Source organism: Candidatus Sysuiplasma jiujiangense, assembly GCA_019721075.1.
GTDB classification, from domain to species: domain Archaea; phylum Thermoplasmatota; class Thermoplasmata; order Sysuiplasmatales; family Sysuiplasmataceae; genus Sysuiplasma; species Sysuiplasma jiujiangense.
Window position 1 is genome coordinate 88,455 of the sequence record JAHEAD010000006.1, and the last position, 12,762, is coordinate 101,216.

Consider the following 12,762-nt stretch of genomic DNA (forward strand, 5'->3'; position numbering starts at 1 on the left):
CATAAAGAATCCGCCGTCCATTGGCAACGGGGCGAATGGAATGAGAAATGCAGAAGGGGCGTTAAGAAGTACAATAGCGGAACAGTGAAAGGAGATACAATGCAATCGAATCTGCATGGAAGAGAGAACGATGCTGAACTCGAGGTTGCATTCGAAAGGAAGCTGAATGAGATTGTGAGAAACCTGAAAACGCACTTCAAAAGCGTGGATCGTTTTCAGGATATCATAGCCAATTCAAGAAAGTACAGGGCTGACGATCTCATAGAGGGACAGAAGCCTGAATCACTCGTCCGGCAATTTGTGGTCGATCCCCTTCTCGAGTTCCTGCGCTTTTCGTCTATCAGGGAAACAACGATGCCCACGCCGCACGGCATCAGGGCACCTGATTATTTTGTCAGCCCGGTGAGTGCCGACGATCCTAGACTCTACGTTGAGGTGGAACCAATGAACGCAGACCTCCGAAGGGAGGGAGAGGGCATTTCACAAATCAGGGAATGGCTTTTTTCACGCGCCTCAAAGACGGACTACGGAATGGCAACGAACGGCATCGAATGGATCCTCGTGAAATTCGACAAATCCCTGCTGGATGTGCGGGAAGTCCGGCGCTTTGACCTCAGGAAGTCATTTCTGAAGGCGATGAACGCCGCGTCTCTCCTCGATGACAAGGAACTGGCAGGGGAACGGCAAGGTTTTCTTCGCCTGCATGCGGAAAATATTCTCGACTTCCTTTCTGCAAATGAATTAAGGGTCGAGCAGAAGAAGGAGGAGATTTCAGAGTCGTTCTACGATCATTACGTCAGAGCCGTATTCGGAAGAGACGTAAATGGGGGAAAAATCGAAGGCGGCTGTCTTCTAGATCAGATAAACGCTCCGGCGCATGCAAACGGCGAGAATGAGAAAAACCTGTTCGCCGTCATTCTGATGAACAGATTGATTTTCATAAAATTCCTGGAGGAAAAAGGGATAGTGGACAGGAATCTGCTGAACAGCATTTTCGACCAGTACAGATCATCAAGGCTGCCGTCCACCTTCTACGCATCTTTGCTTAAGCCGCTGTTCTACAATGTTTTCAACACTCCCGTGAATGAAAGGCCGGAGCACGTTGCGGGCAACCCTGTCTTTGCCAGTCTGCCGTATCTCAACGGCGGACTGTTCAGGGAGGTGATACGCTTCGAATCTGAATACGATGTCGGCAACGACGGCATAGAACTTGTCGTCAGGGATCTGCTTGAAAGGTACCGCTTCCAGCTCAAGACCGGCGAAGGCATAAATCCCGACATCCTGGGCTATATTTTCGAGAAGACTATAAACTTCATTTCGGGCACGGGAAACATGGGTCAGAAAATGAAGGGTGCATATTACACACCGAATGATGTTGTCGAGTTCATCGTGTCCAGTACGCTGGTGCCGGTTGTTCATGAGCGGCTGACCCGGACGTTGAGAGAGGCGGGCTTCGACGAGTCCGTTCTCTCCCGGTGCGCTACATTGAGCGATATCCTGGATCCCGCGAATCTGCCGACGGACAGGAACCTGTTGAGGAAAATGATAGACGAAGTGGAAAGGATCACTGTGCTGGATCCTGCTTGCGGTTCCGGCCACTTCCTGACGGCAATCCTTTCGGAGTTTGTCCGCATAAAGGAATATCTGATAAAAGCCGCCGGCGGCAGGGCCGACAGATACAGGATAAAGAGAGACATCATCTCGCAGAACATCTTCGGCGTGGACATAGATCCGAATGCTGTTGAGATAGCCAGGCTGCGCCTGTGGCTGTCCCTCATAGACGAAGTAAAAGGCGAACGGCATGTTGAAGCGCTGCCGAACATAGATTTCAATATCATCGCGGGAAACAGCCTCATAGGCCTCAGGATGCCTTCCACGGAGAGGCTGACCCTGACCCTGTGGAACAAAGATGCGGTCGGCGAACTTTTCATGGGTTTGTCTTCGGTACATCCGCTAAAGGCGGCAAGCATCAGGAACAGCATTCTGGCGGGCAGATGGCATCCGTGATTGGCGGGTACAGGAGCCTCATAGACATCTACGCCGGGGAACACGGAAAGAACGCGATAGAACTCAGACGAATCATGCGGCAAATCAGGGACAGACTGTACGAAGTGCTCAACACGTATTATCTGTCGATGCTGTCCAGGGAGGGCAACACGGGCAAAGAGAAATTCAGGGAGATATCGAAAGAGTTTGGGCGCTTGAATCCGTTTCACTGGTTTGTCGACTTCAACAAGGCAATTGATCGGAGCGGTTTTGACGTCGTTCTCGGCAATCCGCCTTACATAGAGGACAGGAACTACAGCGCGATCGAGATCGCGATAATCCGATGCATGAAAAGAGGCCCGAAGAACGGCGGCAAGCCGTCCGTGCCTCTGCTCTACGCATCGAAGGACTGCGGAAACACTTACGCCTATTTCATCGAGCGGGCGCTCGATCTCGCCAGACCGGAAGGCAGGATGTCATTGATAGTCCCGGTATCCCTTGTTTCGACGGACAGGATGGGCAGTATCAGGAGGTTCGTTCACGAAAATTCATCGTCGGCATGGTATTACAACTTCGACGACAGGCCTGGGAAAATCTTCTCAGGTCTGGAGCACTGCAGATCCACCATCCTCGTTGCAGAGAAGGGCGGCCGGTTGAAAAGACTCGAGGTTTCAGGATACAACAGATGGCGAACCGCCGACAGATATAAGCTTTTCAACAGGATTCGGACCGTTCCGTGGCAGGCGGATGAGCCCGGAGCGCTTATTCCGAAACTCGGCAGTCCCTTGGAACTGGAGATATTGAAACGGCTCATGGAATCCAGCGAGGGGAAAAGACTCGGCGATTTCTGCGCAACGGACGGCGTGCCCATATGGTACCACAACGCACCACAGTACTGGATACATGCGCACAGGGACGGCGCAGTGCCGAAGGTGGAATACTATTCCGAATACAGGGAGAACGACGGTGTGATAACGCCCCTGAATCTGGAGGACGTGTCCATTTCGGATCATTACAAAAAATTGGCATTCCCCGAAAACAAGGCGGATGCAGTGATCGCACTGCTGTGCTCATCAATATTTTACTGGTGGTTCACGATATGGTCGGACGGCAGGGACCTTCTCGATTCTCACATAAAACAGTTCCCTCTGAATCTGGATAAATTGAGCAAGCAGGATGGAACGGAGCTCACCAGACTAGTCGATGAACTGACGGACAGTTTCGAACGCCATTCGGCCGAAGTAATCAACGTCAGGAAAAAAGGGACGAAGGAAAGCTATGTTATAAAAATAAAGACAATTAACACGATCGATTCATACGACATCATCAGGAAAATCGACTCTGCACTATTCAACATCATAGGGCTTAACGAAGAGCAGTCCGAATTCTTGGCGAAATTTGACTTATCCTTCAGGATGCAGAAGGGAGAAGGTTCAATACTTGAAGATTTTACGGATCGTCCGATTTTGGATAGAGAAGGAGAGACGTAGTTATGAGTGTTTTAATGTTCTGTTTTCAATCCTGCGGATGGTACGGTTATCATGGTTAAAAACATCAGGCTCTTTGAAATAACAAGGAAACTGAATTCGGAGGCGCTTGCAGTCCTGGTTGAAAATTTCGTATCGGAGCAATACAAGACCAATTCTGTCGTGTACCGTCCAGTTGGCGACCCGCCAGCAAGTTACACTGTAGAGCCGATTGAAACCGCTGTTTTCGATTTTCATGCGTTACTTTTTGCGAGCATGGGCAGAATACAGAACCTGCCTGAATTTGGAGAATTGAAAAATATTATTGCAAATGATGTTGTTCTATCAAGGCATCTCGATACTCAGGCTGTTGTTGGGGACTTCTCAGGGATGCGGTCAGTTTCTTCATGGGATTTTATTTCGGATATCCTCCTTCGGCAACTCAATGGGGAAAGCAGACCTGTGTTTAATGAGAAGATTTTTTCAAATACCTATGCAGATTGGGAGAATTTTTTCTATACGGATTCAGTTCAATTGAGCGTGATCGCTCCCATAAGTCAATTCAGGGCGGATAACTCACCTATCGTGTTACACAATGGAGTTCGTATCAGAAGAATAACAGACACGGAATTCGATAAAATATATCAAAACGACACTGTGCAGATACCAGCATTCGAGAGGTATGCAATCAGGTATGTTTTGGAATTTCCGGCCGAGACTGAAAAAATCTTAAAACCCATGCCCACACAAATTGATGAAACCGAGATCCTCAAAATCGAAACTTTTCTACGCGCCATTTCTGAAAAAATCGAAATATTCGCGGCATTACTGAGACTTTATGAGCCTTCCCACTTTGGGATTCGGACATACTGGATTCATCATAATACACCTCTTCCCTGTTTTTCCGATCAGTTCATGTTCGGTCTTACCAGCATAAGGCGGGTGTTCGGTCTCACTCAACTCAATCCTGTTGAAATTGCCGGATTCACGGGGTTTTATCAAGACTATGAACCCCTTATTAAGAAGCATGAATTCATTGAAAGAGCAATTCGCAGATTCAATGAATCCTATGATAGAGAGAAGCCTGAAGACGCCTTTCTTGACTTGTGTGTGGCGATCGAAATTTTGTTTCAAAAGTCAGACGAGAGTGGCGAGAACACGCATAAGATTTCTACAAGAATGGCCAAACTTCTAAGCAGTGACTTTGAAAACAGAAAGCGCATTTTTAAGGAGGCGAAGAGAATTTATGGCGAGCGCAGTTCATTAGTGCACCGCGGGAACTCACGTGATTCGGCGGAATTTGTGAGCAAAACAGCGGATTATGTAAGGAAATCGATTATCTCGTTTTTGGATCGGCTTGGCATACAATCACATGATGCGATTATCGATTACATCGACCTTGGCAATTGAACAATCAGGATCGGATCATCGAAAGGAACCATTTAGTGTGCAGTTAAGCACGAGAATGCATCTTTCGGACAATGAAACCTTTTGATTAATTTCATCTCCGACTGTTAGTGTCCGAATTGTCGGCGGACATGCGTCTTATCCTTCTCAAGCAGGATCTGACGCGGAGGAAGGAGAAGGTGCATTGCGATACCGCCGCGGATCGAAAGATAACACTCCCGCCAATGTTGACCCAAGTGTCTGACCCGGCCTTATGTTGCCGTCCATGCCGAATATCATATATCCTTCCTTTATCATATCTTATTGTGTGGTCGAATATATCCAGTGCCCGTTCTGCGATGCCCTCTTCAAGGAACCGCAGGCAAGAAAGGCGTCAGGGTCTACACAGCTGGAGGAGCATGTGATGACCATGCACCGCAAGGTCAGGGTGAGGAAGGGAAGCAACTACAGGTGGATGGATGAGGCGGAGGTGAAGAAGACGGCGGCCAGGGAAGGCACCTGGCCGATGAAACGAGGCAGAGGTGAATGACCGCAAAGTACATTGCAATCATGGTTGCGGTACTGCTAATCGCGGCAACTGCAGGCGTGACGGCCTATCTGACCATGGCAGCGCCAGACAGTCATGCCCGTACTCTGACGGTGTTACCGGCCGGATGGAAGATGCCACTCTATTCCGGCGGCTCGGTCAACAGTTCAGGCTCGATCATGCTCTTTTCGCTGAGGGTAAAGGGTGCCGCCCCTGTCACTGTGAAAGGCGCATGGAACTCGACGGGCGGATGCTCCCTCTCGCTCATATACTTCTATCCCAACAGCACAAGCTTGGTGAAAACAGTCTGGCAGACAGGGTATGCGCTATCCGGGGCGCTTAACTTTTCAGTCCCTCCCGGCGGCGCAACATGGGAAGTCATGATCACGCCTGAGGTTAACGTCACAGAAACGTTCACCGTCGTGTCCCCGATTGTTCTTCATGTGCCTGCCGGCGATTCCGTCGAATACCATGCAGTACCTGTTCCAGCGGGAGGCTGAGCATACGGCAGAACGCAATGCAGCATCAGGACAGAAGGGAGTGAAATCCGCATGAACGAACTGAGGAAGAGCCTGCTCATCAGCATACCGATAGCTGCGGCATGCCTCTACTACGGAATTGTGTCGCCTTCAATGACGCTGGTAGTGGCCGGCATTGTCGCCGCATTTGTCGGCGCCGTGATTCCTGCCGTTTCGGGCAGGGCACACATGAAGGCGCTGAAGATGACAATTGCAGTCGTTGTCGCTGCCGTAATAATCATCTTCGCAATAGGCATCATGCAGATGGAAGTAGCCCATGATGTTGCTCCGCAGGGCACGCAGCCGGGGGCAGTCATCGCCACAATCATGCCCGAGAACGCCACATTCGCCTATGCGCCCAACGGCACGGTCAGCACGGTCAGCGAGATTGTGCACATTACCTACGGCATGGTGTACGGCGGCATAGAGTTCAACATAAGCAACGGCACGGCGATTGTGGGTTCATGGTCATCCACGTCCCAGGTGGCGGCCATCGTTGTGCCTCTGCAATACATGCACAACGTCTCGGTCCTCGGCAAGCAGCTGTCGATCGAAAAGCCGTCCATGAGCAGCAGAATCGACATGTCGTTCGGCACGGCGGTTTCCGTCAGTTCCGTGTCCCTAGTGCTCATGTTCTTCCCTCTGCCGGGGCAGAGCGGGACGGTTACGTTCACCCAGGCGCTGCTGCTTGAAGATGTGTGAAGGTACGACGTCCTGCCATCACTGGGAGCGCCTCTTTCCCCTGTTCGATCCTCCTTGTTTTGCGTAAATCAGTGTGGTTAAAAATATTTCGATGCCGTCTTAACTGCCATTTGAGTTGTAGTCGTCATGACCGAAGTAGAAGAAGCTATTACCAACAGCATTAAGAATTTTGAGGAGAAATTCCGTCAGGAAAGACTTGACAGTATCAGGGAAGAGGCACAAGAAGACAACCCTAACGAATGGTATCCAGATACATTCTGGTGTGAATCAGATATGAAGTACTGGATGGCGACTGAATTTTCAAAGACCCTGAGAAAGGACGGGGTTGAAATTCACACTGAGGTGCCTATCAACGAAAGTACCATATTCAACAAGAATAAAGTCAAAAAGCTTTACAGGATGATCAATGAAGGAAAACGTGAAAAGGATAGAGTGAAATTGTGGAAGCCGGATTTGGGCATATTTCCCTCTGAGGAACATGGAGAATCAGAATCTTACGCACTGATGGAATTCATGTTTGTGCCGGAGATGCGAAAGACACCTTTCCGCGCCAGTTCTGCACCGGAAGGAGCGTTGAGAAGGGCATTCGAGAAATTGGAAATCAAGGCCATATACCTGCAAAGTGCGATAGAGTGCGAAATCACCGGTCAGGGATGGATTGTCCTTGTTCATGAGTTGCTGTACGAATTTGTATCAGAAAAACCGGAATACAGGAAGCGTTTTGACAGCATCAAGAAGAGGTACCCCAATGTGAGATTCAATCTCATAGGCACAACATACAAGGAAAGAGCCGGGGCTGCCGGCCGCTAACGCGCTGTTTATCGATGTTGGTAAGTTATGGTGAGCGGGATATGTCAATGCTGTTCGAAATCGATGCGCCTGAAAGTGTTGTGCCATGACCACATATCGGTGTGGCTGTGAGGGGGTTGCATGGCGCCCTACCATCACTGGGAGCGCCTCTTTTCCCTGTCCGACTTTTAGTCTGACGAAATTGAGGAATTTTTTCCTCAATTTGGGAAGATTTAAATACGGGCGGCCTGCCGGGGCGACTCCGGACAGTTTCCAGCTCCTGCTGCTTCTTCTTGAGATACGCCGCTGCAGGTGCCTTCATTCTTTAATCGTCTTCCGAAGGAGCGAGGCTCGGTTTTGTCTCAGAACAACGGACCAGCCCTTCCGTGTTAAATACAACATCTTAAGACGCGGTTCTAGGTCGATGGTATTGTATGGTGCGCCTTCCTTCCTGCGACTTCCGCCGCCAAGCCAGTAGGGCTCGTAATCCTCAATGTCGCTCTTGTCAAGTCGGATCCATGCGAGGGCAAGACCCCCAAACAGACCTTTACGGTAAAGGCGATGCACCGCATGTGTAGATAGACTTCCTGCGTATTCGATAACCCTTCAGATGTTTCTTTTCAAACCACCGCTGTAGCAGGCTGCGCCAGTCGAGACGCCACGACGTGAAGTGGACTTTGAGATGATGCATCATCTGAGTTGCTCCTTCGGCCTGCAGACTCGCAGTGGAAGCACCGGCCGACCGTAACGGCAGGTGCCGTCCGAGGAGTATTCGATGTCGATGCCTGCCAGTTTTACGCCAGTGACAAAACCGCAGTCGCTGCAGCTTCCCTCTATATAAAAAATATTAGGCTCGATGATGGTGAGTCTCTCATTGCATCTGCCGCATGTAAATTTCTGATGCACATGTGCTCCCCTGGCGTCCCATCTTTCGGCAATGGAAAACCAACTATCCATGTTAATGTCATTGTGTTTATTCATTAAATCCACTCACACAGATCTTCGATTGCCGATCGCCCTATGGGCAGCGTGTACTTCGAACCGAGGTCGAGTATCCAGGAAGATGAACGCCCCCGTGTGAGACCGGTGTACAGGATCCGTGCTTCGAAGTTTTCAGTCCAGTTGTCGTAGATCATTTTTGGGATGTCGACGGCGACTGCGACGTGCTCAAATTCGAAACCCTTCGCACTGTGGACTGTATCGATAAACAAGAGGTCCGCCTCATTTATGCCGGTTCCGACCCACCCCCATGCAATCGGCTTGAATTTGCACGGCAGACGGGCCGCCGAGAAAACCTCTTCCTTTGGATAATTGAGAGCCGGGAACGTTTCAACAGATACGCCTTTTCTTTCGAGCACCTCCCACCACTGTTCGACCAACATATTTTTCGGTAGAAAAAAATTAATCGCTGACGCATCGTCTTTGCTCACGCTCGGAAAATGGTGCAATGCGTTGACGAAACGAACGAAAGGTCGTGTCCATGGAGATAGATTTTCATGCTGTTCGTTTATCGACAGTGGTATGTAACCCAACTCCGAAAGTGCCTTGCTCAAACGCCACGCAAAGTATTGTGTCCGACAGAGAACCGCCTTTGTTCCTTCTTCCCTCAGGAAACGGGCCGGCACCATGGTGTGGTACACATGATCGTTGTTTTGATTCGGACTGAACGGAACGAAATCATCGATATGCGAATCCGTGAGTATTTTGGACGCGAGGCCGTAAATCCGGTTGCCGAATCGATGCGTTGCGCCGAGCTGGAAGATTGTGCCTTCCTTCATGCGGGACAGCACAAGACCCGGATCCGCTCCCCTGTAACCGTATATCGACTGGCAGGGATCGGTGAAATACACGACCGCCTGTACGCCTTCCGCTATGTTTTCCACCGCACGCCACATCGCCGGCGAAAAATCCTGCGTTTCGTCGACCAGCAGCATGTCCGGCCCCTCGCTGCATGACGCTTCCGCAAGCTGTTCGATCATGTCCGAATAGTCGAGGAGTCCGAGACCATGCTTGAATTCCTCATAGCATTTTGCGATCTCGTTGTAGTCCCTGGAATAATCGTTCATGAGGGCGCATATGGAATCAGACTTCAGTCCGCCGACCCACCGATCGTAACCGCCGAAAAAGCGTCCGAACTCGTCGTTTGTGTTGAGCATCTCCCAGTCGAAAAGATGCCCAAATCGATGTCCCTCATCGTATCCGATGTTGAATTTCTTGCAGAAATTCTTCAATTCAGGCTCGCCCAGATAATCAGTTATCAGCAGCCCCAGGGCGTGATGCGCGTAGGAATGTAACGTGCGTACGGGAGAAACCTCTTTCCCGTCGTCGTCCCTGACGCACCCGACCTTGGCCTTCAGCTCCTGCGCAAGTGAGCGGGAATAAGTGATAACCTCGAATTTCTGACCGAAGTGTCGCGCCTGATTGGCGAATGAGACGATGGCGGTTGTTTTGCCAGAGCCCGGGGGGCCTAATATGAAGTTTCGTTCGTGTAAGTTTTCGAGCATTATTCTGTCCGTGGGTCCGACTTTTTTTACGTTCCATGGAACCATCAACTATCACCCTTCCCTTCACCGACAATAGAATTGGTTTTGAGTTCTATCGGAATTTCAAGCGACGCGAGCAGCTCGTTCAGCTTAGAATAGCGAACATGCATGGTACTGCTGCTCATCAACCACCTGAGAGACCGATCCACTGTCCGCCGATCATAAACAGGATTATACAATCGCTCGACCCGATGTATCTCCTGCACACTTACACCTGTAAGTAACATAGACCCTCAGCCTGTGGGCAGCATCACTGTGAGGCGGCAGGGGTTTCACTGCAATGAGGTAGTTCACAACCATTCTTAGTTTCGGAGGAAGGCATGCCACCGAACCCGTCAGTGCGGCGGGATCAATCTTGACAGTTTCGCTGTTACACTGCTCTTCCTCCAGTCTGGCTCCAAGATACTTGAAAAGCCCCTCTGAAAACATGCTGATGTCCCACCTCGGCGGCTTCTGCGTGAGATTCCTCACGGGAAGATCGATCGGCTTTGTATTTGACACAGAATCGACAATGGTGCAAAATCCGCCGGACTTGGGGTGTATCGAGCCTGGCATCCGGATCATCCTGCCGCGGGACGACGACGACCAGTGCGTCAATGCCGGATCAAAAGCATTCTGAAGGCCGGTGTCATTCTCAACCAGAATTCTGAGATAGTCGCGGACACATTCGGCCACATCGAACTCAGGATTTGACTCGAATTCTGCCGCCATCTCCTCGGGGACATCAATCGGCGCCGTGAAAAGCACGTGAACATGGTAGCTCTTATTCCCCGACCATGAAAGCCAAGGACAAGCACCGTTGTCCCTTAACCAGCACAATACTTTCTGTGTCGCATGTGCCATAAATTCGTAGTCATCACTATCGGATTCGAGGACAAGCTCGTTTGACAGGACTGTCCTGCCGGCCACGGTCTTGGGATGAACCCAGAACGCTCCCGAAAGCGGCGGATGCCATTCTAGGGGAAAGGCCGGACAACTATAGGGTTCGTGCCATTCGGATGTTGCGAGCCGATCATGATGTTCCGGGAATTTGTGAATTATGAGCATACGCTGACTGGATGAAGCCGACATTAGCAGCCTGAGTTCGTACGCTTGCGCATGAAAATCATCATGACCGTTTTTCATTTTCAGCATCTCTTATCGCAGGCTGTTCGAGGAAGATCCCACCGACGATATCCCTTTGAACGATTTCATTGAAAGGCAGTGATGAATCCACAGTACCTGCTCTCACGAGAAGGAAAGTTGTTGTTTCAATCTGAAAGAAAGCCCCATGACAATCATCCGGCTTTGGGATTGCAGCAACATGAAAATGAGAAACCCCGTTGTCTGAACAGAGGAAAGCGGGCATCTCGTTCACGGAGCACATACCGGTTTCATCGATTGAGCCGACGATCTTCCCAGGGATCAAATCGCTTAGAACGCTTTTTGCCGCATGGTCTTCATCGGTTCCGGGACTTCTGACTGCTCCCTCGAGCTGTGGGAACGTGCGAACTATCGCGGGCCACGATATCTTGAGAAAGGTTTTTGAAATATCCTTCCGACCCTCTTTCCTCAGATGTCTGGACTCATACTTAGCGGATGCAAGATACGGTGCCAGCGTCACCATGGCGGCGTCACGTTTGAGACTCAAGTCCTCCAAAACCTCAGCGAATAGAGATGATGTGATGAAGAGTGCATCTCCGTGGAGAACCGCCGCCTGATTTGTATTGGTGATTGCGTCGTAAGCATCAGAAGAAAAATTTCTTAATATGCTAAAGCGCAGGAGGCGCTGGACCAGAGCTTCAACCAACAGGGCTGCAAGGGGATCTTCTTGAATCGGCCGTTCAATTGCGATCTGCTTCCAGAAATTCAGCAACATATCGTACGTGGTCTCAGTCACCGTTTCATAATCGCCGAGACGCTGCCTTAAAAACAGGTTCAGACTATTAGGTGTTCTGAATGCCTTTCCGGCAATTCTAAAGGGCGAATCAAGAGACATGTGAATATCAAGCCTTTCTGGGCTGAAGCTCTCGACTGAGGTCGTACGCAGCATCAGTCGTGACGGCGGGATTCCACCCTTCTTACCTTTCGATACCGCTTCGGCCAATTTCGAATTTAAGGCGCTACACCATGATTTTACACTGTCGTCGTATTCGATACCGTGTGCCTTCAAAGCGGTTACAAATTCTGCCGCAAACATACTAGGCCGGTTCGTCGTCCAGTCTCCCTCATCCAGAAAACCGCCGGTGAACTCCTGGAAGAACTGTCCTTCGATGTCGACATCAGCTGCGTAAGATAGTGATATGACTGTGTGCCAGACTATTTTTCCGTCGTGTATTTTTTTGTCGCAGACGATAACAACCGCCACGGGCACTGCAGGATTAAAATAAAAAAAGGAAACCTCAGGCACAAGTGGCACACCCCTCCCATGACTTCTGTGTTCGATTTTCGAAGTGACCATGGTTACCATACCCTGACCATGAGAAAATTCCCTCTTTTCGTGCTCTGACCAGCTGACCATCATGACCATCACTTTTTTTCGGCGGGGGAAGGCTGTTTTTCATCATGGTAATCTGGTCAATGGAAATTTGGAGACGCTGGCTCGGTTGAAATGTTGACCATGACAGGATTCCTGACCATATCTGGTAAAAATGGTAAGGCACACACAACCCATTGAATTCGTCGCCGACAACTCCGCTCTTTATCCACGCCTCTTCAAGCATTTTAAAAGCAGAGTTTGTAGCGTGCTATGGCGGCCATAAAGGGTTAGGAAAATAAGCGTTTTTGATTCGATTTTTGAATTGCCAGTGTGCTCGGACCGAAGAGTCTAAATAGTTAGTAGTATA

General features: G+C 49.9%; 11 protein-coding genes. 7 read left to right on the plus strand and 4 right to left on the minus strand.

Translation table 11 applies throughout. The annotated features are described in order from the left end of the window. Nucleotides 1-99: 99 nt before the first annotated feature. The 7 genes from KIS29_05225 (at nt 100) to KIS29_05255 (ending at nt 7,415) form a co-directional block, all read left to right on the plus strand. Nucleotides 100-2,007 carry an N-6 DNA methylase gene (locus tag KIS29_05225; protein MBX8639723.1) on the plus strand — a complete coding sequence of 636 codons (1,908 nt, stop codon included), beginning with the start codon at nt 100-102 and terminating at the stop codon, nt 2,005-2,007. Next, the gene (locus KIS29_05230; GenBank protein ID MBX8639724.1) at nt 1,995-3,476 is read left to right on the plus strand and encodes an Eco57I restriction-modification methylase domain-containing protein; all 1,482 of its coding nucleotides are present in this window, start codon (nt 1,995-1,997) and stop codon (nt 3,474-3,476) included. The genes KIS29_05225 and KIS29_05230 overlap by 13 nt, the downstream gene beginning before the upstream one ends. A 252-nt stretch (nt 3,477-3,728) precedes the next feature. Further along, nucleotides 3,729-4,862: a hypothetical protein gene (locus KIS29_05235; GenBank protein ID MBX8639725.1), complete on the plus strand. Its 1,134-nt coding sequence runs from the start codon at nt 3,729-3,731 to the stop codon at nt 4,860-4,862. A gap of 304 nt (nt 4,863-5,166) precedes the next feature. After that, the gene (locus tag KIS29_05240; GenBank protein ID MBX8639726.1) at nt 5,167-5,388 is read left to right on the plus strand and encodes a hypothetical protein; all 222 of its coding nucleotides are present in this window, start codon (nt 5,167-5,169) and stop codon (nt 5,386-5,388) included. Continuing rightward, nucleotides 5,385-5,885 carry a hypothetical protein gene (locus KIS29_05245; protein MBX8639727.1) on the plus strand — a complete coding sequence of 167 codons (501 nt, stop codon included), beginning with the start codon at nt 5,385-5,387 and terminating at the stop codon, nt 5,883-5,885. Before KIS29_05240 ends, KIS29_05245 begins: the two co-directional genes overlap by 4 nt. Before the next feature lie 51 nt (nt 5,886-5,936). Further along, entirely contained in the window at nt 5,937-6,605 is a 669-nt protein-coding gene (locus KIS29_05250) for a hypothetical protein (protein ID MBX8639728.1), read from the plus strand. A 126-nt stretch (nt 6,606-6,731) separates the two neighbouring features. Beyond that, nucleotides 6,732-7,415: a hypothetical protein gene (locus KIS29_05255; protein MBX8639729.1), complete on the plus strand. Its 684-nt coding sequence runs from the start codon at nt 6,732-6,734 to the stop codon at nt 7,413-7,415. 669 nt (nt 7,416-8,084) lie between these two features. Here the strand turns inward: KIS29_05255 and KIS29_05260 are convergent. The 4 genes from KIS29_05260 to KIS29_05275 all read right to left on the minus strand — a co-directional run bounded on the left by KIS29_05260 (nt 8,085) and on the right by KIS29_05275 (nt 12,440). Next, entirely contained in the window at nt 8,085-8,375 is a 291-nt protein-coding gene (locus KIS29_05260; protein MBX8639730.1) for a hypothetical protein, read from the minus strand. Continuing rightward, nucleotides 8,375-9,943 carry a UvrD-helicase domain-containing protein gene (locus KIS29_05265; protein MBX8639731.1) on the minus strand — a complete coding sequence of 523 codons (1,569 nt, stop codon included), beginning with the start codon at nt 9,941-9,943 and terminating at the stop codon, nt 8,375-8,377. The genes KIS29_05260 and KIS29_05265 overlap by 1 nt, the downstream gene beginning before the upstream one ends. A gap of 165 nt (nt 9,944-10,108) precedes the next feature. Next, nucleotides 10,109-11,062, minus strand: coding sequence for a hypothetical protein (locus KIS29_05270; protein MBX8639732.1), 954 nt, complete (start codon nt 11,060-11,062; stop codon nt 10,109-10,111). After that, nucleotides 11,046-12,440, minus strand: coding sequence for a hypothetical protein (locus tag KIS29_05275; GenBank protein ID MBX8639733.1), 1,395 nt, complete (start codon nt 12,438-12,440; stop codon nt 11,046-11,048). The genes KIS29_05270 and KIS29_05275 overlap by 17 nt, the downstream gene beginning before the upstream one ends. Nucleotides 12,441-12,762 lie beyond the last annotated feature (322 nt).

Excerpts from the sequence above, each read along its gene's own strand:
- KIS29_05225 (MBX8639723.1), top strand. The coding sequence starts at position 100 with ATGCAATCGAATCTGCATGGAAGAGAGAACGATGCTGAACTCGAGGTT.
- KIS29_05230 (MBX8639724.1), top strand. The coding sequence starts at position 1,995 with ATGGCATCCGTGATTGGCGGGTACAGGAGCCTCATAGACATCTACGCC.
- KIS29_05235 (MBX8639725.1), top strand. The coding sequence starts at position 3,729 with ATGGGCAGAATACAGAACCTGCCTGAATTTGGAGAATTGAAAAATATT.
- KIS29_05245 (MBX8639727.1), top strand. The coding sequence starts at position 5,385 with ATGACCGCAAAGTACATTGCAATCATGGTTGCGGTACTGCTAATCGCG.
- KIS29_05250 (MBX8639728.1), top strand. The coding sequence starts at position 5,937 with ATGAACGAACTGAGGAAGAGCCTGCTCATCAGCATACCGATAGCTGCG.
- KIS29_05255 (MBX8639729.1), top strand. The coding sequence starts at position 6,732 with ATGACCGAAGTAGAAGAAGCTATTACCAACAGCATTAAGAATTTTGAG.
- KIS29_05260 (MBX8639730.1), bottom strand. The coding sequence starts at position 8,375 with ATGAATAAACACAATGACATTAACATGGATAGTTGGTTTTCCATTGCC.
- KIS29_05265 (MBX8639731.1), bottom strand. The coding sequence starts at position 9,943 with ATGGTTCCATGGAACGTAAAAAAAGTCGGACCCACGGACAGAATAATG.
- KIS29_05270 (MBX8639732.1), bottom strand. The coding sequence starts at position 11,062 with ATGAAAAACGGTCATGATGATTTTCATGCGCAAGCGTACGAACTCAGG.
- KIS29_05275 (MBX8639733.1), bottom strand. The coding sequence starts at position 12,440 with ATGATGGTCAGCTGGTCAGAGCACGAAAAGAGGGAATTTTCTCATGGT.